Genomic DNA, 21,914 nt, shown 5'->3' with positions numbered 1-21,914 from the left:
CAAGTTAATAACCCTCGAAAACATCAGATCCTTTAGCAAGTTAACAACTCAATCATGCGCTAGCATCGCAAGTTATTTTGTAGTTATAACTATCATATTCTTGATGAATATTAGGCTGTCTTGTCTTTATCCTACATCCAGTAATTGGATTGAAAATATTGCGGTTTTCCTAGGTATTTCATTAATGTTCTGCTGTGCGCTTGATATAGCAGTACGGTTAAACGACACTTTAAAGCCTAAAAACCGAGCTGCCTTTATCATTTTTTGGCTATTGGTTGGTTTTGGAATATGGATGTCGCAATTCACTTTAATTACAGCATTGGATCAATTGGCTTCAGCTAATATGACATGTGAAAAATTGTCTATTAAATCGAAATAGCATCTTTTCATTAACTGGCATTATGTCGCCAGTTAATGACCTCATCTAGTCTGCTCTTACATATCCGCAACTCCCGTTTCAAAGCCAGTGCATACAGCCCGCTATCACCCCATGTAGTACCGACAAAGTCCGGTACCTCGCATTCAGTTAATGCTGACTCTGGGGGTAATAACACGGGGCAAGTAGCGAAGGGGCGTGGTGCCGACTTATTCGCGCAAGATGTTAATGCCAGCGTCAGGCATACGCTGAATAGCACACCCATCAACTGATGACACCGCCAAAAACCGCTTAAGCCGATCTTCACTTTCATTGCGGAGTTTCCTTTCGTTCTCAAGCTGACGGGTGGTGGCTGCTCGGTTGGCGGCTTCATTCATCTGGTATGCATCAATTATGTTGCCCAGGGCTGTATTTGTGGCTTGCTCGGCCACCAGCTCCGCTTCCGTTTTTTCGACCTTATTTGAGAGCCGATAACTGTTAAAGAACAGAGCCGACACAATAACCACCAGCACAGCAATAACTAATCCGATGGCCTTATTCATCCAGCCCCCAGCAGGTCAGTTCGCTTTCCTGTGCGCGGCGTTCTATCTGCCCGTAACAGTTATTTGCGCGAACATTGCAATCTTTACCGCCGTCATATACCCAGCGTTTGATTTCAGAGCACGCACCTTTACGGTCGCCAGCGTTGAGTTTTTTATAGAACGTGGAGGTGAAGCATTTACTAGGGCCGATGTTGTAGGGGCAAAACGAAGCAATACCGGCAATTTGTGGCTCAGTCAGCGGGACACGGACATTCTGCTTTACCCAACTAATGGCCTTGTCAGCCTCCAGCTTATTCACCGCAGCACATTTCTCCGCTGATAGCTTCATCCCTTTAACTACCGGCTTACCATCTACTTGAGTAGCACCACGGCAAACAGTCCAAATCCCCTTTCCATCTGGATAAGCTACCAGCCGGTTACCCTCTTTCTCATCCAATAGCTGATCAAGAATTATGGTGGCCGGTGCTGCAACCATAACCAGAGCCAGGACAGCCGCGCTTAATTTGCTTTTTGTCGAGGCCATCACTCACCATCCGGTTTATAGCCGTGGCGGCGATCCCAAATCTTGACGCCAGCATTAAGCATGAATGTCAGAGCCATAAAAAATAACGAACCAAGAACACCAATTACCGTCCACTCATCAGGGGTGAAGCCAGCAATTAGCTCTTTAACCCAAAAAATGAAACTACCACCCGACACGGTATAGGAGACCGCTGTTGTTATATTGCTCATTTTCATAGTCTCCCCCTCCCTGATGGGTTGGGTGTGAAGCGGAAAAAGAAGACCTTGTTATGTGAACAGGCCTCAAATTTTTGTCAAGTACTACACACTTTCAGCAACCTATTTTGGTTATACTGTTTCATTAGATATTTTAATAAACTCAATATCCAGATAATGCTTTATTGATTGTAACTTTCAGAGGGTAAAGGAATGCTACAAGCTCACATGAATGCTATGGAAAATGTGTTAGTTGCCAATTCTAAAGTAGCGGCTAACACTGGTCATTCATTACATAAGGGAAACCCTAGGGAATCATTTATAAGCAAATTTCTTAAAGATCATCTTCCGAGCAATATATCTATTGGAACTGGTGAGATTATTGATGGAAATTCAAAACCAAATGAAAATAGAAATCAATACGATATAGTTCTTTATCGTAATAGCTATCCTAAATTGGATTTGCCGTACTGTTACCGAACTGACGCACAACCACCGGCGCAGCGACAGCAAAACCATGGGTTCTGGTGATGGTCTGCAACGGATCACGCAATGACTGCCCACGGAAGCAATCATATTTGGTCTTGGTGCTGGTGTGGTTGCACTTCACCGCATATGGCTCCAGCAATAAATGCTCGGCCTTGCTGGTGATGGTGGTTAGCGGTTGGTCTAGCGGATACTGCAGGCGGTCACCACCAAAACCAGTTTGTCCCAGTCGCACAATAAACGGGTCAGGGTTATCAATAACAAAGCGTTGCAGCCCTTTGACGATGCGCCGCAAGGTATTATCAGCCAAATCTTTCTTGCGACCGAAAATAGAGCGAGTTGGCTGGCTCCAATCGATACACTCCGCTGCCGTTCGCCAAGGTTGCAGCATGCCAGAAAGCACATCAGAAGAGTTTGGTGCGCCGTGGCTTGGCTCTGGCCATACAACCGGTTCACCGTCACACCGCCCAACCACAAACAACCGCTTTCTAATAGTGGGTGTACCGTAATCACAAGCTTTCAGTTCCCTGTGGTCAACGTTATAACCCAACCCTGAAACCAACCTTGCCGCCTCTGGGCCATTGATATCTATCTTCAAAAACTCACACACTTCGGTCAGCGCGGGGTGATTCGCATCGATGCCAGCACCCAGCATGCCAATAAATGCCTTGAACGTTTCTCCCTTACGGGCAGGATCAGGTCGGTGATTACCCTGACTATCCGTCAATAATGGCCCCCAGCCGCGAAACTCTTCGACGTTCTCCAACATCAGAAAGCGTGGACGTACTGCCAGCGCCCAGCGCAACACCACCCAGGCTAAACCACGAATTTCTTTCTTAACTGGCGTGCCGCCCTTGGCTTTGGAGAAATGGCGGCAATCAGGGCTGAACCACCCCAGTAATACCGGCAGACCACCGGTAGATATCAGCGGGTCAACGCTGAAAATATCCTCAGGATAATGCAACGTGCGTGGGTGATTGATGGCATGCATCGCCATTGCCACAGGGTTATGATTCATGGCAATGTGTGGCTCATAGCCTAATGCTTGCTTAATGCCCTCACAGCTCCCGCCACCACCAGCGAACCCCACGACAACCAGACCATCCTGTAAATCAGGCCGCGCTACAGTGATTTCTTTACGCCGCGCCCATGCATGAGCCGCCTGTTGGATATGCTGCGGATTATCTCGATTTAAAAACATCTGGTTCATTTGGAGCAAAAGCTGTTGCTGGTGGTCGGGACTCAAAGCATGTACCGGTATAACCGATGAGGCACATTGATTTACTTCAGTCGGCCAGATCATTGAGCACCCCCGCCTTTAGTTTTAGCCCTGAGTATCGAATCCGCATAAAAACGCTCACTGACACTGTGCAGGGTAAATTCCGCTACCGGTTTTTCATGACGGGTAATGTCAACATGCGGCGATTTCATCAAGCCAATCATACGCATCTGCAACATGCGCAGCGTAATGCCGTGATCCGGATAGGATTTATCAAGCGCGGCAAGAATGCCGGTATAGGTCAATGTTTTACCCAGCATCACTGCCACCAGCTCACTGGCTTTTAGCCGCAGTGCTGATGATGTGTTAGATTTTTTGGCCGCTTTAAGCTTCTCTGATTTCGTTGCTGCCGATGTAGGAATTGCTACTTTTTTCGGCTTTACCGGCGGCGTGTAAGGTGCACGGCATCTGGCGCGGGCCGCCATTCCCCAGGCATCAATGATGCAGGACGAATGATCACATTTGTCGTCAATAACTGGCCGGCTGTCATTGATAAAACTATTGCAGTTGTTAATTTCCATTGGTCATACCTCGCTTATTTAACGTATCGGTTTCCTGCTGCTAGTTGCTGTGCCGGGGTTAATCCTGATGGTCGGTCAGGTGTTTTCAATTGGCGGCGAATGGGAGGGATTGGTGCACCACTAGCAACGCGCTTTTGCCACTTGGCCAGCTCGATACCTGCCTGTGTTTCTAGTCCGGTATCAGTAAGCCTTTTTTCAATTCCAAGGCGCTTAAGGTCTACGCAGATTTGATATAAAACCGGGTGGCGCCAGTTGAATTCCTCAGCACAACTGTATTTATAAAATTCATTCCGGTAGCGCTTAAGCTCGGCGAGAACATCAATCACGGTTAAGCCCAGATGACCGCCGCCATGTTCAGCAACGAGAGTGACAAACTCGGCAAAATCTGGAGGCCAAGAGTTACCAGATTCACAACGTTTCATGCATGCAGTGCAGACTCGCTGGAGTTGGTCACCGGTCATTGTGTTAATCTGACGTTCCCACAGTTCAGACGGGCGATTGCCATTCTTCGCAGTCCAGCGGTTCGCGTAGATTTTGATCATGAGATCCCATAGGTTCCATGCCTGTGATCTCCTGTTGTTGTTCCCAACTGAGGTATTGCTCAGAGTACGGTCGTGGGTCGCTCTGGTTGAATCTGAATTCCACATGATTTTCTCCTGTGCTTACTTGCCACTCATCGTCGAAATGCTGCGACGGTCCAAAAAATGTTTTCGCCTGTTTGATAAATTCCGTACCAACTTTCCCCGTCGCCTTAACGAACGCCGCATAGCGCCTCACCCCTTCCAACATCGCATCAGTCGTTACGCCGTCTCGCAGTCTGGCGTTCCAAGCTTTGAAAGCACCGTGTTTGTCAGGGCTTCCCGGTCGACGGGGATATATCAACCAAGCCGCCTCGAATTCTGGCGAGTACTCATGCCGCTTGTTTTTGCCACCGGCCTCTTGGGGATCCGGTTCGGAATTCGGAGGCAAATTATTTTCATTCGGTCCCGTGGCGTTATTTTCGCCATGGGACAATAGGGTTTTATCTTTTAGTTCTTTATCTTCTTCTAACTCTTCCTCTGGTAACGCTTTTTGATCCTGCTGTGTAACGCCGCCAGCGTTACCCTTAACGTTACGTTTTGCCTTGGAATCTCTGAATTCTGTAACACGTCTGCTTGTAACTGCCCGTTTTTTAGAGCCTTTTCCGTTATGGCGATCAAAGTCAGGAAAGTATATTTTCCCGCCGTCATGTTTTAACCATCCAACTGTTATCAGTGCATCAGCAAAGCCAGTCATAAAAGTGATACGGTCAATGCCAATTCTTGTAACGCTGGCCGCGTTACCATCTGCGTTACCGTCGATGGTCTGTTGATCAGCCCAGACCCAAACACGGATTAACTTTCCAAGTACGGTATCCGGGTCAATATTCAGGATTTCAGCCAGTTGAAAGATCTCCGGTTTATCTGGAGTTATCACTTCGACTTTTATCCAACTTGATGCCATACCTACCCCGACTCAGTGCTTTTCTGTAACGCTGAACACGTTACATTTGGCGTTACTAATATTAAAAAGAGCGTGAAATGCTCTCCGTTGGCATTGCATGGACTCGCGTGCAACTTGCCGTAAAACCACCCGTGCCATATTCGATGTAATAGGCATGTTTCCGTAGCGATAGCCATTGCACCAAGTGAGTTTTTTAGACATGTGGTGTCCTCCATGACTTATTAGGTTTAACCACTTTCTTCGCCGGTTTATCCCGAATACGTTTGTAAGGTTTGGCGTATGTTTTTGCCCAAGCTAAAGCACTTGAGAATGTGGAGTTAGGTACTTCGGTGTAATGCTTGCCTCCTTGAATTGCTGCTGATCTGGATACGGATTCCGTAAGCCCAGCCCTCTGCAGTTCATCTCGTAATTGTTGTTCGACTTGTTCTCTGGAAAATCTGGCCATTGGTCATACCTCGTTATGCAATCAACTGCTGTGTTACTGGGATCAATGCATGTATCGCCTCGGTAGCTTTTATTAACTTCTGTGACATATCAGAACAGCCCAAAAAAACTGCACTCATGGCTAGCGAGAAATCTCGCAATGCTTGTGCGGCTAAATAATTCACTGAATTTGGATTTTCTAATCTGGCTCGACGCTCTCCGGGCAATGCACGGAGGATTGCCGGGGTAAGCTCTGCGATTTTTGTCCTTGACCTGTCCGTGTCACTGTCAATCCATCTAAATAGGCGTTGCTTGTTGTTGTGCGTAGCGTGTTCATCGTTAACAGGTGTCAATGGAAGATCCCCTCCCCCCAAAGCGAAATAAGCCTGTGCTATTTCTGCCGCTACAATTTCCTGTTTGGTTTCCGCTGCCCAACCACGCAATTCCGCGCAGATGGCATCATGTTTTAATTTCACAGCTATCTCCTTGTGGAAACTGATTTTTAAAAATCAGTTCTTACTGGGCTGATGTATTAGATTGATAATCAACAGGTAACCCATCTGTTGGATTAGGGTAAATATCCGGTCGTAACTCATGCGGAGTAATTCCTGAAACTGCAAAAATTTCTAAAACTCGCGCATGAGGGATAATTCCCTTTCGCTTATTTTTCCATTTACCGATTGACTGCTGAGAGATTCCCAGCTGTTCGGCAAGGGATTTAGTGGAACCCACCGCATCAATTACGCGGTGGAGAGCATCTTTTGACATATTAGTTTCAATCCTTATCGTGGTTGCATTCAAATTAAACCATAGGGTTACATACAAATACAACCATAAGGTTATTCTTAAGGGTAAACCTTTGGGTTATAATGTTGAAATGAATAAAGAAAATAATTCAAAAGAACCGGCTATCGCAGGTCGTCTCTACCAGTTGATGAGTAAGACCGGAATAAACAAATCTGGTTTAGCTCGTATATGTGGGGTTAGCCCACAGGCTGCGGGGCGTTGGTTCACTAAAGGAAAAATGAGTAAAGATTCGGCTTTGAAGCTATCCGAAGCATTCGGTGTATCGCTCGCCTGGTTGCTTAGTGATGATAGTGAAGCCGAGGAGCGCTCATTAGATAACCCTATGGTTTTAGATGAGCAGCATAGAGAGCTACTTAACCTATTTGATAGACTTCCAGAAAGTGAAAAAGATAATCATATCGCCTCACTGAGAAGCATGATTGAAAATTACGATAGATTGTTTGGTGAGTTAGTAAAAACGCGTAATATCAAAGACATAATAGAAGCAAAGAATAATAAATAATCGTCTCTCTCCTATAGAACCGGCTTATGCCGGTTTTTTTTCGCCTAAAAATCAACAAATTAACCCATAGATTTAAATTAAAATAACCCAATGGTTGATTGTAGGTGTAACCCTGTGGTTTAATTGCTCCCATCAACGGCACAACAGCCGCTTAGGTAAGCAAGTTCTGACAATCTGAAAGCAGATAAAAAGGGATAGACGATGGGAAAACTATTGGATGACCACAATAAATACGTTGCACAAGCTAAAGCTAAGGGGGTGAATTTCATCACTCTTAGCTGCCCAATATGTAATAAAGAAATTGAAACACGCAGAGGAATAGATAACACAGTTTGGGATTCACTGGCGACTTGCCCTTATTGCGAATCGATTTATCTAAAAATTACTGATGGTGGGAAAGCAACTGCCGAGATAATTTAACCCTTAATATTCAGGAAATTTATGGAGCAACTACTATTCGCTTTAGTTGTATCGGTATGCCCTGCTCATGAAATTTGTAGAGATATTGTCTATGAAGTTTATGACACCCAACAAGAGTGTGAAAAAGTAATTTTCGAAAATAGGTTATTCAACGGCAACTGTTATCCAGTCGATGCCATGATTCATCAAAAATAACGAGGTATGACCAATGAAATTTAAAGAAATTAAATTATCTATTAAACCACTTCATGATGCTGTTGCTCAATTATCAACAGATAATGAAATCATCGGGTATGCAGTTAAAAATACAAATTCAAAATTACCTGCCGCATCTATTGTATTACCTAATGGTGAAACGTTGGGTGATTACCATTGTATGGGATGCGCAATTAAAGCTGCCGCCAAAAATTATATTGGCATTGGTGAAGATGAAGCAATTGAAGCCAATTTTAGTCTCGGTAAGAAACAAGTCCGTGATTTGTTATTAATCGCTTTGCTATCAAAATTTGTAAATGATTTAGCACCTCAGGAAAAACATTAACTTTAGTAGCTAACACCGTGAAACAGTCATCAATCTCAGCTAATTAAAGTGGGTAAAACGCTGCTAAATAGCGTGAGTGACAGCAACTCATTCTTGTCATTCTGCTTTGGGGATGTAAAAAAGCCCGCGCAAGGCGGGCTATCTTACCGGCTTAACGTCCCGGTGACGGCTGAGTCAGCGACCAAACCGACTCCAGCGAGGTATGACCAATGGCTTCCACCACTGGACGCCAAAATTATATAGGGATCTTTATGCAAAAGACAACATTAAGAATCCTGGCTGATTCTATTACTATTGTTAATACGGCTAAATCTCCAGCACTAGTAGAGGTTGGAGCAAACTCTGATGCCATTATGGGAACAGTTACGGACCTTATTGAAACAGGATCTGTTGATGTACGTGATTTAATTTCTCTCGCCTTAGAGCAAATTAAAAAGTGTGATTCTGAGACTTTAAGACACGTATTACCAACCGATAAATTAATCGAATTTACCGATTGTTATTATCAGATTAAAAATAATTAGCGAGGAATGACCAATGAGCTTATTTATATGTGGGTTTGTACCCAAAAAATCTGCCATGGCAAATGGTGCTGTCGCCATGGCAATTACTGTTGATGCCAAAAATCAAAAAATGGCAACAATGAAATCCACCATGTTATTAGAGGGTGAATTCCCCGGTTCAAGTGGTAATTTCTTTGCGCCTAAAGTTTGTGCTGATCGTGTCGGCTCCCCGCGCCCACCAGTTCATGATGACTCTGATGATAATGCCATATTTAGCACTGAATGGATGGAGCATAATCAGTGGAACGATGAGTCTAAAGAATTTGAACCTATCCCTATTCAAAATAATGATGAAATTGAAAACATAAAGGATATATTCAATTTACCAATAGAAGTGAGAGTTGCTTATATCTTGTTATACGGGGTAGAACCAGAAACAGTAGATAGCCATTTATTGTCAAATGCTTATGACTTAATTAATGACGATGAATCGGAACCTTTGTATCGAGCAATAATTGATGGTCTCCCGCGCCTACCCCAAATTAAACACATGTTGATTACTTCCTTGGCCCAGTTGATTGATGATATTCAGGGCCACACGCCCCCCTTTAAGTCATGGCCAGACGTCAATAAATTTGCTGAAAAGTGGATTATGTCCCGCCCGGATGAGCGTGAACACCCTACCAGCCAAGCTAATGAACCAGCCAATTCATCGCCTACGCCAACGGGTCATCGTAAACGCGATTATAAGCATGATTACGCCTCTCTCGATCTTGAAGTCGCCTGCGCCCTGTTTCCCGGTGATTATGATGTTTGGGAAGTGCCATCATCCATTTATCGGGGCGCTAAAGAAAAAGTAGAAAAAGGTGATGAGGCTTGGCGACGCTGGTCAACTGCTTTACGGATTATCCCTGCCATTTTAGCGGTTTCCCGTGATGATCTGTTTGCAATGATCCGTGGTGCTGAATTGGATATTCATAAAGACCCAGCCAAGCTGAAAACCTATATCAATCAGTGTTTACAGCTTGATGTAATCAAAGCCGATGATGTGAAAGTAGCAAACCTTGGCGATGGCAAATTTAGCGTTGATGGCTTGACAGCCGCAGCCAACGATTCACCGGCGAATACCAGCACAATCGAAAAACCAAAAACTGATACAAAAGTGCCAAAAGGCGCAACAGAACAACCAAATCATGCATCGAACATTGCCAATAGCACCATTAATGATGAAACAGCGAGCATTAATGCCGAGACACATACCAGCGAGCAGATAGAGCCTGAATCACCGCTTCTTGCTGCAGATGAGTTCCAGCAACGTGCATCACAGATTGATCAGGATATCTCTAAGTTACCAAAAGAGTCTCAGGATAATTTAAGTATCTGGAAATCAGTACAGCGCACCGATCCAGCACGTACCAAGCGAAAAGACACTACCAAAAATGGCAAAGTCATTCGCTCTGTGACCAGCATCAATCCTACCTATCAGACAATGAGAGCCACAGAGATTTTTGGCCCCTTTGGTAGCGGCTGGGGCGTGGATATTATCAGTGAAGAATTTATACCCGGCATTCCATTTATGGAGTCGGTTCTGGATAGCAACAATCGAGAAATCGGGCGTAAACCAATGCGTGATGGGGATGGCACCATTCTACGGACATCCAACCACACTATGCGGATTGAACTGTGGTACCAGCACGCAGGAGGTCGGGGTCGCTTCCCTGCTTTTGGTCATACCAAACATATTTATCAAAGTACCAACGGTTTCATTTGTGACGATGAAGTCAGTAAAAAAAGCCTAACGGACGCCACGACCAAAGCATTAGCACAGCTTGGTTTCAGCGCTGATGTGTTTATGGGGCTGTTTGATGATGCTGAATACACCGCCGACAATAATATTGAGTTCGGTATTAAAAATGCCAGCACTAAAGCTGATGATGTGGTTCGTCTACGTAAAGAGTTAGATGACAAATTCAAAGCCAATACCGAGACGATGAAAACAGCAGTCACGGCGAATGAAGTGACAAAAATCAGCACTTCACTAACACGCACCATCGGGGTTCATCTCAAGAATGCCGAATCATCCCATGATGATGAGCACGTCAAATATCTGACCGGACGCCTAACCCGTTTGAATCAAATCAAAGATGAGTGCCTGGCAAAATTTGTCACTGGGGGAGAAAAGGCATGAGCACAAGCGCCATATCATTAGCCACTGATTACCGAAAATTGCAGGAAATGGCCGATAGCGGTGATGAACTCACCCCCGAAATGGTCGCTGATACCCTCTCTGGCATTGAGGGCATGCTGGAAGATAAGTTCGATGCTTTGATGGCATTGGTTCGTAACACGCAGGGTCAGGCAGAGATATGCGCCAACGAAGCCAAACGGATGAGTGCACGCAAGAAAAGTTTTGATAATCAGGCTGAGATCTACCGTAAATATATATTGGAATGCATGATTCAGACCGGTAAAGACTCGATCAAAACGGCGTCCAATACCTTTACTGCCCGAAAAGGGGCAAAAAAACTCGTCATCACCGATGTGAATTTGTTGCCTGATGAATATGTGGACTCCGTTTCTCAGGTGCAAATTATCACCACACCAAAAGCCGATGAAATCAAAGCTGCCTTAAATGAGGGCCTATTGATAGCCGGTGCCAAGTTCGAAACTGGCGAACGTTCGTTAGCCGTCCGCTAACTGATTTTTAAAAATCAAAACTGAACCGGTCAGCGCGTTACTATGCTGGCCGGTCATATCGAGGTATGACCAATGGCTAAATTAATGACATTAACCGAATGGTGTGATGAAACGTATGCGACTGACAAGCCGACGATTCAAACACTCCAACGCTGGGCCAGAAACGGTAACTTTTACCCTGCAGCAGAAAAACACGGCAGACAATATCGCGTGCGGCCTGGCGCCATTTATATACAGCCCAAAAGCTACAGAATGGCGAAAGCGCTGAATATTTCACATTCTACGATACCGCCAATATTGGAGAAGATGGGTTATGGCAAAAAGGCCGGGAAAGTATGACGCTAATTTGCCCAAAAACCTCACCTTTAGGCGTGTTCAACAAACTTTCTATTGGCGCAACCCGCTAACTGGAAAGGAATTATCTCTCGGCAAAATTGCCCGACGAGACGCTATATCCCAAGCCATTGAGGCCAATAATTTCATTGAACAAAACTACACTCCTGTCGCACTACTAGAAAAGCTCAAAGGCACGCAGGAGTACACACTGGCAGCATGGCTAAAACGATATGACGTCATCTATAAGCGTCGGGAATTGGCCGAAAACACCTATAAAGTTCGCAAGGGACAAATAGCCATGATCAGCGAAAAATTGGGCAGCAATGTATTAACAAAAATCAGCACGCGCCATGTTGCTGAGTTTTTGGAGTTCTGGGTAGCGCAGGATAAAAAGACTATGGCTGCCACCATGCGATCGGTTCTGTCAGATATCTTTAGGGAAGCGATTGTCGAAGGTCATATAGAGAACAACCCGGTGACACCGACACGTTCCGCTAAACCAGTGGTAAAACGTGAGCGCCTGGAACTGGATCAGTATCTTGCCATTCGCAATGTTGCTAATACATTACCGGCATGGTTTGGGCTATCAATGGATCTGGCGCTGGTGACTGGCCAACGGCGTGAGGATTTAACATTGATGCGCTTTGACCAGATTGTTGATGGCAGATTACAGATAGATCAGGGAAAAACCGGAGCCATGATCTCCCTGCCCTTAGAACTTGAGCTTAAAGCCGTTGGCCTACGTCTTAGCTCCGTGATTGAAAGATGCAGATTAACCAGTAAAACAGATTTTATGATAAGTGCCGGTATCCGGAAAAATAGCCCTGATGGATCACTACATCCAGACAGCCTGACTAAGAAATTCGTAACGGCGAGAACAGGAACAGATTTTCGTTTTGATGAAAGTCCGCCAACTTTTCATGAGATCAGAAGCCTAGCCGGACGATTGTATGAAAAGGAAAAAGGTAAGGAATTTGCGATGAAACTGCTGGGGCATAAATCGGAGAAAATGACGAATAAGTACCTTGATACGAGAGGGAAAGAATACGTGATGCTATAAAAGACCGAATATCAGATTTCGATAAAATTTCGATAAATTTCGATAAACCCAAAAATTCACCTTTAAAATCAATAAATTAAAAAAAGACCGAATACGATTCCTATATTCGGTCTAGGGAAATGGCTCTTGGGAGAGAGCCGTGCGCTAAAAGTTGGCATTAACGTAGGCTTATTCAGCCGTACTCCTTAAGCGTAGTCGAGTACATGTGTTTCGCCAACTTAGCAGCAGAAGTAATTAATAACGGCTATAAACTAATTTGAGTGAGGGAAAGCTCGTCCCTATGCCAAAGAAGATAATTATCTGTTAAACATAGGCTAATACCGCTAAATACCCCGGCTCTGTGCTCGGGCTTACTTTTGACACAATGTCATGGCGCGTTGCTGGAAAGGCTCCAGACTCATCTTTTGACCCGGTTTTTGGCTGTCATCCAACAGCAGAATATCTAATGGTTTTGCCAGAACATAACCCGACTTCATCTGTTCAGTCGCAATATCATTTAGCGGATATTGCGCTAGTGTGCTTGGATTTATCACAAACAAGGCATTACCGGAGCGGCATTCCAGCATCACTTCTTCGCGATTAAATGCCCATTGTTTGCCAAACTCAAACTTGCTGACCGTGATAATCTTTCCGGCAGCCATAGCGTTAGCGGATAACATGAGTAACGACAACGTCAGCACAAAACCCTTCATCTTAATTACCCTTAATTAACTGATTATTTAGATTTTCTCTCATAGTGAGGCGTGGATGCAAGCTTGCTGGCGCTGTTTGTTAGATCTATCCCGCCCTATACCGGTGCCATCGTGGCAAAAATACTGACCAACAGCAGTACCCCTGCACCAAGGATTATCTCGACGCAGCTGTTAACCACCAGCCAATAGTGGCCTTTCACCGGCAACCTTCGCAGCATTGGGACAATCCAATAGCGGTTAATCAGTGCGACAACAATCATGAATAACACCAATATTACTTTGCAGAGCAATAACATCTGATAGGTGGATGTTAATGTTAAAGAGGTCTCCCGCAGTATAATAATGCTGTTAATAATACCGGTCACTAAAACCAAGGTTACCGCTAAATGCCCCCAACTGGAAAAGCGAATCAATGTCGTGATAGCTTCGCGTTTCACATCACTATGGCGGGTATAAGCAAGACAAATTAAGAGTGGTGGCAGACATCCCAGCCAATAACCCGCGCTGAGTAAATGTATCACTTGATTGATTTGATGAATCCATCCCAAGGCACCATCGTGCATCGCCGCATGCCCGGTAAAAGCCAGACTTGCCAGTAATACAGTGGAACACCCGGCCATTAACCGGTAATAAATACGGGTTGAACCCAGCAATACGATCCACATGCTCAAGATGGATAGGCCAAGATGCCATTGCCATATCTGACCAAAGCGGGTGCCAAATACTGCCCACCAAACACTCAGTCGGTAGGTATCGGCCCAGCCATCCCCCATCATACCGGCTTGAATCGCCAAAAGTCCGACAGCAGAAGCTAGCCCCAGAAAGGTACTGAAGATAAGCAGAGGCGATAAACGCGGTTTGAGTATCGAAGAAAAACGGTCTGGTGCTAATAAGGCGGTGAAAATACTGATGCCAAACATCAACATCACCGCCAAAAAGTGCAGAAAGCGACACAGAACGAATAGAGTCGCCAGAGACATATTATTTCACTGTGAAGCTGTATGTGCCTTTGGTTTTATGGCCATCAACAGAGACGACATGCCATGAAACGTTATATTTCCCTGCTTTTAACGCATCATCAATTGGTAAAATCAATTGCGTATTATTGACTGGGTCTAATTTTAGCTCACCAGTTTTTACCACATCATTATCCGGGCCAGTCACTTTCACACCACTGAAATTCAGCTCAATTCCTTCAGAGAACCCCAATGTCAGGGCTTCCGGCGCTGAACCTATGGTGGTATCGGCGGCAGGTGACTCAATTTTTAAATGTGCGTGGGCCAGCGCTTGCTGGCTGGATAACCCAACAAACAACACAATAAGCGCCGACAGCATGCGGCAAGAAGAACGTACTTTACGAATAAACATAATGTCCCTTAATCGATGGGGGAGAATAATCAATCTGCTACCAACCATATCCTATATTGGCAGCGTGAACCCCTATCACTTCCAGTGAATTGCACTACCTGTGAGGTAGGACACAAAATAAAACGCCAAATTCTGAATAGCGATTGAAATATCACCAATTGTCGAACAGCTATTAAGCTCACGAGCTTTTGTTGTTATTGCAAATGATAACGATTTGAATATGGCAAGTCGAGAAACCATAGCTAAACAACTCGTTATTAGCACGAAACAATAAAATGAGAGGAAGGAGTGCGGATAAATATCATGCGGTTACAACGAAAACCGCAGCTCCGAGTTCCACCAGTGGGAATCAGAAACTGCGGCAAATAGTCTGTCAGTGCTAATCAAGCCAAGTATTAAGCCTGAATGTGGCTCTGAGCCGCCATTGTTTTCAAATCTTTATCAACAAAGAACAATGAGTTACCGCTATTACCCACCAGTGCCAATTTATCCAGAATAGATTTGAACAGTTTTTCTTCTTCATGCTGTTCAGCCACATACCATTGCAGGAAATTGAATGTCGAGTAGTCGTGAGTGGTCATTGCTACATGGGCAAGCTCGTTGATTTGAGTCGTGATCAGTTGCTCATGCTCATAAGTCAATTTGAATACATCCGCCAATGACGCAAAATCGATTGGCGGCGCAGTGATGGTACCCAACACCGGCATAGAACCCGTGCCGCTGAGGTATTCAAACAAACGTTGCATATGTTGCATCTCTTCCTGAGAATGCTCTTTTAAAAATGCCGCCGCACCTTCAAACCCTTTATCGCTGCACCAGGCACTCATCTGCAAATAAAGATTGGCAGAGTAAAATTCTAGATTCAGCTGCTCATTGAGCTTTTGTGCCATTTCTGTCTTCAACATAAATGATTCCCTAATATTTATAATGCAGGTAAGCAACGATTAACTTGGCGTATTATGCCAAGTTAAAAACAAAATAAGAACACCCTATTCACATTAATACTTTATAAAAATAAGATAAACGATTAACACGATGATTTTAAACAAAAAAATAAATCTCGCTGGATTTATTTAATTATTATAGTAATCATTATCATTACCGTGCAAATACTAAAAAGAATGATTCCTATTTGAGTATTAATTAAATGAAAATAAGTCTTTCGCCTGAAGGTTAATATAATTTCCGGCTGAAAGTTTAGAAATAGACATTGCTTGATAATCCTCACCACTTGCCAATCACGACCGTCTGCATTACCTTTTGCGCCATAACCTCCCACCAGCCAAGAAGGAGAAAAGAATGGGATATAATTTGGCAGAGCTTTCTGACGAAGAAACAGCAAAAATGAACGTTGACCTGGCCGCTTCAGGGGTCGCATTTAAAGAGCGCTACAATATGCCGGTGATCCCTGAAATGGTGGCAAGGGAGCAACCAGAGGAGCTGCGCGACTACTTTTTGCAGCGTTTGGCGCATTACCGTAGCGAATCGAATAAATTCTCTCGCTTGCCGTATGAGCCGAAGATGAAGTGATGAACAAAATGCTCCCGCAAAGCTGGCTCTGCGGGAGTTAATCAGATGAAGTGCTAGGATTTACGCGCAAACTTATCCGTTGCCAGAATCAATTGATGCAAGATCCCCGGTTCATCAAAGGAGTGCCCTGCCCCTTCAACCAGATGCAATTCAGCCTCCGGCCAGGCTTGGGCTAAATCCCACGCATTCTGTGGCTGACAAGCCATATCATAGCGGCCGTGAATAATAACCGCAGGAATATGGCGAATACGTGTCACGTTATCCAGTAGCTGGTTATCGCTATCCAAAAAGCCCATATGGGTGAAGTAGTGATTCTCAATGCGGGCAAAAGCTAGCGCAAAGTCATCTTCACCGAAAGAAGCCGAACTCTTGGTGGGTAACAGAGTGACAGTCTCGCCTTCCCATAAGCTCCAAATTTTAGCCGCCTCGAGCTGCACAGCCTTGTCCGGTGATGTCAGGCGTTGACGATAAGCGGCAATTACATCACCCTGCTCTTCTGGCGACAAAATAGAGAGCACTCGTTGCCATTTATCTGGGAAGAAACGTGAAGCGCCATCCTGATAATACCAATACAGCTCTTTTTTGCGCAGAGTGAATATCCCACGCAACACCATCTCACTGACCCGGTCGGGATGGGTCTCGCCGTAAGCTAATGCGAGTGTCGATCCCCAAGAACCACCGAATATCAGCCACTTATCGACACCAGCCATTTTACGTAGCCGCTCGATATCATCGACTAAATGCCAGGTCGTGTTGTTATCCAGACTGGCGTGAGGTTTTGAACGCCCGCATCCACGCTGATCAAACAACAAGACTTTGTATTTTGTGGGGTTGAAAAGCTGCCGGTGATACGGCGCAATCCCACCGCCGGGGCCACCATGGATAAATACCGCAGGTTTACCCTCCGGGTTGCCACACAGTTCCCAGTAAATCTGGTGACCGTCGCCTGTGTCTAACAAGCCACTGTCGTAAGGTTCATACGCTGGATAAAGCCCACGTAACTGTTCCATTATTTTTCCATGTTTGTTAAGACATTAAAGTTATCAAAGCCTATACAGCACGCAGGGTCAACGATAAAACATTACATTTACGCCAATCAGTCAATTAATTCCATCAACTGGCGATAATTGCATCATATCTCAATGAGTTTTTAGAAGTAGCATCACAAAATAACAACTATTAAACACTAATAAGAGAGATTAAGGTTTAATAATACTCTTGCTAAACAATACATTAATCATAGTGATGCTTTCTTCCCTTGCAACTCGCGCTCATAAGGTGGTTAATAGGGGGTGCGTACCAACCTAACCGAAGGTAAAGAGAGGCAAGCCATGAGTAAGGGAATGGACAGCAAAAAGAACGCGAAGAAAAAGCCACTAAAAACGCCAGCTGAGAAAAAAGCTGAGAAACGCGCTAAGAAGTCATCTTCCACTAGCGCAGAATAACGGATTTTTCGTCTCGTTAGTCAACCCGCCACGATAGGCGGGTTTTTTGTTGCTAATATTTAAGGATTACAGGAGGTAAGCATGTACTTTCGTGTCATTGATACTGAGACCTGCGGCTTAGAGGGCGGCATCGTCGAAATCGCATCTGTTGATGTGGTTGATGGGGTATTGAACAACCCTATGAGTGACCTGGTCAGCCCTGATAGGCCAATCAGTATTGATGCTATGGTGATTCACCATATCACTGAGGATATGGTGGAGGGCAAACCACGGATTGCTGTGGCGGTGAGGAAGTATCAAGGCAGCCCTTACTATGTTGCCCATAATGCCCCCTTCGACCGTGGCGTGTTACCCGAGATGGGCGGCCAATGGATTTGTACTCTTAAGCTGGCGCGGATGCTTTATCCTGATATTAAGCACAGCAATCAATATCTGCGTTACGCTTTGCGCCTGAATGTTTCAGTACCGGATAACCTCTACCCACACCGCGCTTTATATGACTGTTATGTCACCGCCGCGCTGTTACAGCGTATCATGCAAGACTCTGGGTGGAACGCCGAGCAAATGGTGGAGCTAACCCAGCAACCGCTGCTATTGCAGACCTTTAAATTTGGGAAGTATCGCGGGAAGAGTATTGAACAGATAGCCCGAGAAGATCCGGACTATCTGCGCTGGATGTTAGCGTCAATCTCTGACCTTACGCCAGATATGCGCCATACGCTGACACATTACCTGACGTAATGTTCTATGTGAGATTATGCCAAAGCCAATATGAATGCATATTCCAAGGCAATATCTTCATAAGCTTTAAAACGCCCTGATTTTCCGCCATGCCCTGAATCCATATCAGTATAAAGCAGTAACTGATGGTCATCTGTCTTCAATTCACGCAGTTTGGCGACCCATTTCGCTGGCTCCCAATATTGCACCTGGGAGTCATGCAAACCAGTGGTGACCAGCATATGCGGGTAGTCTTGAGCTTTGACCTGATCATATGGGCTATATTGCTTAATATAATCGTAATAAGTCTTATCGTTCGGATTACCCCACTCGTCATATTCGCCAGTGGTCAGGGGGATAGATTCATCCAACATGGTGGTGACCACATCAACAAATGGCACTTGCGCGACAATACCTTTATATAATTCAGGAGCCTGATTGATTATCGCCCCCATCAGCAAGCCTCCGGCACTGCCACCCATGGCGAAGACGCGGTCAGCATCACCATAACCTTCAGCAACTAAGGTTTTGGTGACATCAATAAAGTCGCTAAAGGTATTTAACTTATTAAGCAATTTGCCATCTTCATACCACTGCTGGCCCAACTCACCACCGCCGCGAATATGTGCCAGTGCAAAGACAAAACCGCGATCCAATAGACTTAACCGACTGCCGCTGAATGCCGGGTCCATACTGCTACCATAGGAGCCGTAACCATAGACCAACAGTGGATTATGGCCTGAGACAAAGTGCTCGCGGTGATAAACCAGAGAGACCGGGACTTTGACGCCATCTGATGCGGTAACCCAAATTCGCTCGCTGCGATACTTTTCCGGGGTGAAATTTTTCACTTCTTGCTGTTTAAGCAACTGACGAGCACCGGTGTCCATATTCAGTTCATACATGGAACTCGGCGTGGTCATGGAAGAGTAGCCATAGCGTAGCAGTTCAGTTTCCGGCTCTGGGTTATACGCCAGCCAGGTGACATAAGTCGGGTCATCAAAAGTAATGGATTTCTCTTCATGGGTGACCCAATGAATTTGTCGCAGATGTGTCAGCCCTTCACTGCGTTCCTCCACCACCAGCCAGTCGCGGAATAGGCTGAACCCTTCCAACATCACATCAGTTCTTGGCGCAATTAATGAGATCCATTGCGATTCATCAGCAAAGTCAGATTGCACATGCCCTGCTTCGGCGATTTGGTACAGACCGAAATTCTTGCCATCTTTATTTGAGCGAATATAAAAATGCTGCTTATAGTGATCTAAACCATATTCATGATCTTTACGGCGAGGCGCAAACATCTGCGGTACTGGTTCGGGTTGATCGGCATCCAGCAATAAAATTTCAGACGTTGTGGTGCTGCTTAGGTGGATGACAATAAAACGCTCAGAAGTGGTCTTTTCCAAGCCGACATAGAAGGTATCGTCAGTTTCCTGATAAATCAGCTGGTCTAACTTAGGGTCGGTCCCCACAACATGGCGATAAACCTGATAGGGCAACAATGTTTTTTCATGCTTACGCACGTAATACAGCGTTTTTGAATCATTCGCCCACTCAAAATTACCCGACGTATTACTGATGACTTCTTCGTGCCAGGTATCACTTTGTAAATGCTTAACCCGAATATCATATTGACGACGTGATAAGAAATCCTCAGCCACCGCCAGCAGTTGGTTATCCGGGCTGACATCCAGCCCACCCAAGGTATAAAACTCGCTATCTGCCGCGCGCTGGTTACCATCCAACAGTGTTTCCCAACTGCTATCAGCCCAAACCGGCTGGCGCACATAAATGGCATATTCATTGCCCGGCTCAAAACGTGTTTGGTAGCGGTAGCCATTGCGCGTATAGGGAACGGACTCTTCCTGCGGCGGAATGCGGGAAACCATCTCCTGATAGAGGGTTTCTCGTAGCGGCTGCTGCGGTTTTAAAACCGCCTCAGTAAACTCATTCTCAGCTTGTAAGTAGTTCAGAACATCAGCGTCTGTGCGCTCATCATCACGTAACCAATAATAATCATCTGTACGGGTATCACCGTGTATTGTTATTGGATAAGGGCGTTTATCTGCCTTTGGCGGTCTGGTCATTAGTTGAGTTATCCATCTGTGTTCGTTAGCGCGAGAGTGACACGATTACCTGCTGATGCCAAGTATCTATAGATGCTTATAATTTAATGAACGATAGCTAATCAAATGATAAATAAGATGTTTAAAAAGTACCAGACCACTTTTAGACGTGAAAAAATAAACAGGCGCAGGAGAGTGAGCCCCTGCGCCTGTTTAGTCGAGATTCATTCTTCTCAATAGAAATTATTGAGGCCCATTATAAGTGATGGAGCCCGCTTTGCAGTCGAGTACCACTTGATAGGTTTTATCGCCCTTATTGCCACGGGCGGTTAATGGCACCTGCCAAACATCATCCTTGCCTGTAATGTCTACTGCGCTAATCCACACCACCGGGCTATCAGTACCCAATTGCTTTTTATCGGCTTCCCAACGTGTTATGCGGTTTTGCAGAAAGTCCCGTTTAACCTGCGTTGCGACCTGAGATTGATTTAAACCGGTACAAGCGGGCACTTTGGCTACCCGCGGCTCTTGGGCTTGCACACTATGGGTAATCCCTGCCAATGCAGTGACCAATATCAAGGCGATTCCTGTCTTTCTCATCATTCCTCCACATATTATTATTTCTATCCTATGGCAGGAACAATGATTGAAAGGTAGGTTACAGAGTGGGCCGCATTGCCAACCAGCAGGATGGATGCCGCTAAATTAACACCGAGTAAATTCAATCACGTAAAACTGTTCCAAGCCCGGATAGATATCCTTAATCACTTTTTTCAGCTCATCCAACGACATATTTTCTTGCTCCGCATGGCGTTCAGACAGTGCATCCAAGGTGACTGGAGTGACAGACTTGACCACGATGTTGCAGAAGAATACGCCGTCTTCATTACGACATACGCGCAGGGTTTCGCCCGGGCGAAAATCGGCTTCACTGCTATCCCGGATAGTGATCGTTTTGCGATCGGCCAGAATATCCGCCTCAAACCGGCGAAAGAAGGTGATTTCACGATTCATTTTAGATCCCTTTTGCACTTTCTGCCGAAAGTTGGCAGATTAAGCGGCTTGATTTTCTTCAGGTTTAGATTTCTTCTCTGGCGGGTGCTTTTCTGCTTTGGCTTTCGGCTGCACCTCTGTCGGGGTTGTCGGGCTGGCGCCACGCAAAATTTGCCCCAGCGCATCTTTGTTCTCTGCAAGGAAGAAGCTCAATGACTCACGTTGTTCTTCTTCAAGTGTTAATGGCGCTTGTGACAACCATTCAGACAAATTGTCAGCCAAATCCAACATTTTATCGTAGGCATCGGCTTCTTTTTTGGTTGTGAAAGTCATTTTTTCCTCACCCTGTCTTACTACGACGAATTTTATTTCAACGGCCATTGATATGCGTCCTTTTCACTTACA

General features: G+C 45.2%; 31 protein-coding genes and 1 pseudogene. 13 read left to right on the top strand and 19 right to left on the bottom strand.

Annotated elements, in window-relative coordinates; translation table 11 throughout:
• Positions 1 to 389: 389 nt before the first annotated feature.
• Genes lysC through N0H69_RS12510 form a run of 4 tightly spaced genes read right to left on the bottom strand, consistent with a single transcriptional unit; the run spans position 390 to position 1,650 of the window.
• On the bottom strand, positions 390 to 641 hold the full coding sequence (gene lysC, locus N0H69_RS22320) for an Rz1-like lysis system protein LysC (protein WP_446053753.1): 252 nt from the start codon (positions 639 to 641) through the stop codon (positions 390 to 392).
• Complete coding sequence (locus N0H69_RS12520) at positions 586 to 918, bottom strand: DUF2570 family protein (protein WP_050152205.1); 333 nt, start codon at positions 916 to 918, stop codon at positions 586 to 588. The genes lysC and N0H69_RS12520 overlap by 56 nt, the downstream gene beginning before the upstream one ends.
• Positions 911 to 1,441, bottom strand: coding sequence for a lysozyme (locus tag N0H69_RS12515; RefSeq protein WP_050152206.1), 531 nt, complete (start codon positions 1,439 to 1,441; stop codon positions 911 to 913). Before N0H69_RS12515 ends, N0H69_RS12520 begins: the two co-directional genes overlap by 8 nt.
• Positions 1,441 to 1,650 (bottom strand): phage holin, encoded by a 210-nt coding sequence (locus N0H69_RS12510; protein WP_230676052.1) that lies wholly within the window; start codon positions 1,648 to 1,650, stop codon positions 1,441 to 1,443. Before N0H69_RS12510 ends, N0H69_RS12515 begins: the two co-directional genes overlap by 1 nt.
• 198 nt (positions 1,651 to 1,848) lie before the next feature.
• On the opposite strand from N0H69_RS12510, the gene N0H69_RS22180 reads away from it, so the two are divergent.
• On the top strand, positions 1,849 to 2,166 hold the full coding sequence (locus N0H69_RS22180; RefSeq protein ID WP_311196328.1) for a DUF6602 domain-containing protein: 318 nt from the start codon (positions 1,849 to 1,851) through the stop codon (positions 2,164 to 2,166).
• Here N0H69_RS22180 and N0H69_RS12505 read toward each other — a convergent pair.
• The 6 genes and pseudogenes from N0H69_RS12505 to N0H69_RS12480 form a co-directional block, all read right to left on the bottom strand.
• A pseudogene (locus tag N0H69_RS12505) lies at positions 2,096 to 3,424 on the bottom strand (DNA cytosine methyltransferase); the annotation flags it as partial. The gene N0H69_RS22180 and the pseudogene N0H69_RS12505 sit on opposite strands and share 71 nt — an antisense overlap.
• Entirely contained in the window at positions 3,421 to 3,921 is a 501-nt protein-coding gene (locus N0H69_RS12500) for a hypothetical protein (protein ID WP_050152211.1), read from the bottom strand. The pseudogene N0H69_RS12505 and the gene N0H69_RS12500, both read right to left, overlap by 4 nt.
• Before the next feature lie 14 nt (positions 3,922 to 3,935).
• A complete protein-coding gene (locus tag N0H69_RS12495) occupies positions 3,936 to 4,343 on the bottom strand; it encodes a replication protein P (protein WP_050152249.1) in 408 nt (135 codons plus the stop codon).
• A gap of 64 nt (positions 4,344 to 4,407) precedes the next feature.
• Positions 4,408 to 5,403, bottom strand: a complete 996-nt coding sequence (locus tag N0H69_RS12490; protein WP_050152212.1) for an LvrA C-terminal domain-related protein — start codon at positions 5,401 to 5,403, stop codon at positions 4,408 to 4,410.
• 458 nt (positions 5,404 to 5,861) lie between these two features.
• Positions 5,862 to 6,302, bottom strand: a complete 441-nt coding sequence (locus tag N0H69_RS12485; RefSeq protein WP_050109150.1) for a toxin YdaT family protein — start codon at positions 6,300 to 6,302, stop codon at positions 5,862 to 5,864.
• A gap of 40 nt (positions 6,303 to 6,342) precedes the next feature.
• Positions 6,343 to 6,594, bottom strand: coding sequence for a transcriptional regulator (locus N0H69_RS12480; RefSeq protein WP_050121139.1), 252 nt, complete (start codon positions 6,592 to 6,594; stop codon positions 6,343 to 6,345).
• Positions 6,595 to 6,703: 109 nt separating this feature from the next.
• On the opposite strand from N0H69_RS12480, the gene N0H69_RS12475 reads away from it, so the two are divergent.
• The 9 genes from N0H69_RS12475 (at position 6,704) to N0H69_RS12435 (ending at position 12,692) form a co-directional block, all read left to right on the top strand.
• Positions 6,704 to 7,135, top strand: coding sequence for a helix-turn-helix domain-containing protein (locus N0H69_RS12475; RefSeq protein ID WP_050152250.1), 432 nt, complete (start codon positions 6,704 to 6,706; stop codon positions 7,133 to 7,135).
• A gap of 201 nt (positions 7,136 to 7,336) precedes the next feature.
• A complete protein-coding gene (locus tag N0H69_RS12470) occupies positions 7,337 to 7,555 on the top strand; it encodes a hypothetical protein (protein ID WP_050109147.1) in 219 nt (72 codons plus the stop codon).
• Between the two features lie 21 nt (positions 7,556 to 7,576).
• Positions 7,577 to 7,750, top strand: coding sequence for a DUF1482 family protein (locus tag N0H69_RS12465; protein WP_151419939.1), 174 nt, complete (start codon positions 7,577 to 7,579; stop codon positions 7,748 to 7,750).
• A gap of 13 nt (positions 7,751 to 7,763) precedes the next feature.
• The gene (locus tag N0H69_RS12460) at positions 7,764 to 8,096 is read left to right on the top strand and encodes a hypothetical protein (protein WP_050152214.1); all 333 of its coding nucleotides are present in this window, start codon (positions 7,764 to 7,766) and stop codon (positions 8,094 to 8,096) included.
• Positions 8,097 to 8,347: 251 nt separating this feature from the next.
• Positions 8,348 to 8,620, top strand: coding sequence for a hypothetical protein (locus N0H69_RS12455; RefSeq protein ID WP_151419940.1), 273 nt, complete (start codon positions 8,348 to 8,350; stop codon positions 8,618 to 8,620).
• Positions 8,621 to 8,633: 13 nt separating this feature from the next.
• Positions 8,634 to 10,787, top strand: a complete 2,154-nt coding sequence (locus N0H69_RS12450; protein WP_050152216.1) for a phage-associated endonuclease — start codon at positions 8,634 to 8,636, stop codon at positions 10,785 to 10,787.
• Positions 10,784 to 11,296: a siphovirus Gp157 family protein gene (locus N0H69_RS12445; RefSeq protein WP_050109144.1), complete on the top strand. Its 513-nt coding sequence runs from the start codon at positions 10,784 to 10,786 to the stop codon at positions 11,294 to 11,296. The genes N0H69_RS12450 and N0H69_RS12445 overlap by 4 nt, the downstream gene beginning before the upstream one ends.
• Positions 11,297 to 11,368: 72 nt before the next feature.
• Positions 11,369 to 11,635 (top strand): excisionase, encoded by a 267-nt coding sequence (locus N0H69_RS12440; RefSeq protein WP_050152217.1) that lies wholly within the window; start codon positions 11,369 to 11,371, stop codon positions 11,633 to 11,635.
• The gene (locus tag N0H69_RS12435) at positions 11,610 to 12,692 is read left to right on the top strand and encodes a tyrosine-type recombinase/integrase (RefSeq protein ID WP_050152218.1); all 1,083 of its coding nucleotides are present in this window, start codon (positions 11,610 to 11,612) and stop codon (positions 12,690 to 12,692) included. The genes N0H69_RS12440 and N0H69_RS12435 overlap by 26 nt, the downstream gene beginning before the upstream one ends.
• Positions 12,693 to 13,042: 350 nt before the next feature.
• On the opposite strand, the gene N0H69_RS12430 is transcribed toward N0H69_RS12435, so the two are convergent.
• The 4 genes from N0H69_RS12430 to ftnA form a co-directional block, all read right to left on the bottom strand.
• Positions 13,043 to 13,384 (bottom strand): YebY family protein, encoded by a 342-nt coding sequence (locus tag N0H69_RS12430; RefSeq protein WP_050152219.1) that lies wholly within the window; start codon positions 13,382 to 13,384, stop codon positions 13,043 to 13,045.
• Between the two features lie 95 nt (positions 13,385 to 13,479).
• Positions 13,480 to 14,364 carry a copper homeostasis membrane protein CopD gene (gene copD / locus N0H69_RS12425; RefSeq protein WP_050152220.1) on the bottom strand — a complete coding sequence of 295 codons (885 nt, stop codon included), beginning with the start codon at positions 14,362 to 14,364 and terminating at the stop codon, positions 13,480 to 13,482.
• Between the two features lies 1 nt (position 14,365).
• Positions 14,366 to 14,752: a CopC domain-containing protein YobA gene (yobA, locus tag N0H69_RS12420; RefSeq protein ID WP_004709445.1), complete on the bottom strand. Its 387-nt coding sequence runs from the start codon at positions 14,750 to 14,752 to the stop codon at positions 14,366 to 14,368.
• Between the two features lie 395 nt (positions 14,753 to 15,147).
• A complete protein-coding gene (gene ftnA / locus N0H69_RS12415; RefSeq protein WP_050109139.1) occupies positions 15,148 to 15,657 on the bottom strand; it encodes a non-heme ferritin in 510 nt (169 codons plus the stop codon).
• A 394-nt stretch (positions 15,658 to 16,051) separates the two neighbouring features.
• On the opposite strand from ftnA, the gene N0H69_RS12410 reads away from it, so the two are divergent.
• Positions 16,052 to 16,282 carry a DNA polymerase III subunit theta gene (locus N0H69_RS12410; protein ID WP_050109138.1) on the top strand — a complete coding sequence of 77 codons (231 nt, stop codon included), beginning with the start codon at positions 16,052 to 16,054 and terminating at the stop codon, positions 16,280 to 16,282.
• 53 nt (positions 16,283 to 16,335) lie between these two features.
• Here N0H69_RS12410 and pip read toward each other — a convergent pair whose 3' ends face one another.
• Entirely contained in the window at positions 16,336 to 17,292 is a 957-nt protein-coding gene (gene pip, locus N0H69_RS12405; protein ID WP_050121131.1) for a prolyl aminopeptidase, read from the bottom strand.
• Positions 17,293 to 17,574: 282 nt separating this feature from the next.
• On the opposite strand from pip, the gene N0H69_RS12400 reads away from it, so the two are divergent.
• Both N0H69_RS12400 and exoX read left to right on the top strand, forming a co-directional pair.
• Positions 17,575 to 17,727 carry a hypothetical protein gene (locus N0H69_RS12400; protein WP_155410770.1) on the top strand — a complete coding sequence of 51 codons (153 nt, stop codon included), beginning with the start codon at positions 17,575 to 17,577 and terminating at the stop codon, positions 17,725 to 17,727.
• A gap of 81 nt (positions 17,728 to 17,808) precedes the next feature.
• Entirely contained in the window at positions 17,809 to 18,468 is a 660-nt protein-coding gene (exoX, locus tag N0H69_RS12395; RefSeq protein ID WP_050146197.1) for an exodeoxyribonuclease X, read from the top strand.
• A gap of 14 nt (positions 18,469 to 18,482) precedes the next feature.
• Here the strand turns inward: exoX and N0H69_RS12390 are convergent, their stop codons facing one another.
• From N0H69_RS12390 to N0H69_RS12375, 4 genes are all read right to left on the bottom strand, one after another.
• Positions 18,483 to 20,537, bottom strand: a complete 2,055-nt coding sequence (locus N0H69_RS12390) for a S9 family peptidase (protein ID WP_050146196.1) — start codon at positions 20,535 to 20,537, stop codon at positions 18,483 to 18,485.
• Positions 20,538 to 20,759: 222 nt separating this feature from the next.
• Positions 20,760 to 21,116, bottom strand: coding sequence for a protein YebF (yebF, locus tag N0H69_RS12385; protein ID WP_050109134.1), 357 nt, complete (start codon positions 21,114 to 21,116; stop codon positions 20,760 to 20,762).
• 105 nt (positions 21,117 to 21,221) lie between these two features.
• On the bottom strand, positions 21,222 to 21,530 hold the full coding sequence (gene yqfB, locus N0H69_RS12380) for a N(4)-acetylcytidine aminohydrolase (RefSeq protein WP_050121127.1): 309 nt from the start codon (positions 21,528 to 21,530) through the stop codon (positions 21,222 to 21,224).
• 39 nt (positions 21,531 to 21,569) lie between these two features.
• Positions 21,570 to 21,890: a YebG family protein gene (locus N0H69_RS12375; protein WP_050121126.1), complete on the bottom strand. Its 321-nt coding sequence runs from the start codon at positions 21,888 to 21,890 to the stop codon at positions 21,570 to 21,572.
• Positions 21,891 to 21,914 lie beyond the last annotated feature (24 nt).

It is taken from the genome of Yersinia alsatica (genome assembly GCF_025133195.1).
In the GTDB taxonomy this organism is placed as follows: domain Bacteria; phylum Pseudomonadota; class Gammaproteobacteria; order Enterobacterales; family Enterobacteriaceae; genus Yersinia; species Yersinia alsatica.
Note: the sequence above shows the minus strand (reverse complement) of the source record. Positions and strands in the feature narration are given on the sequence as shown.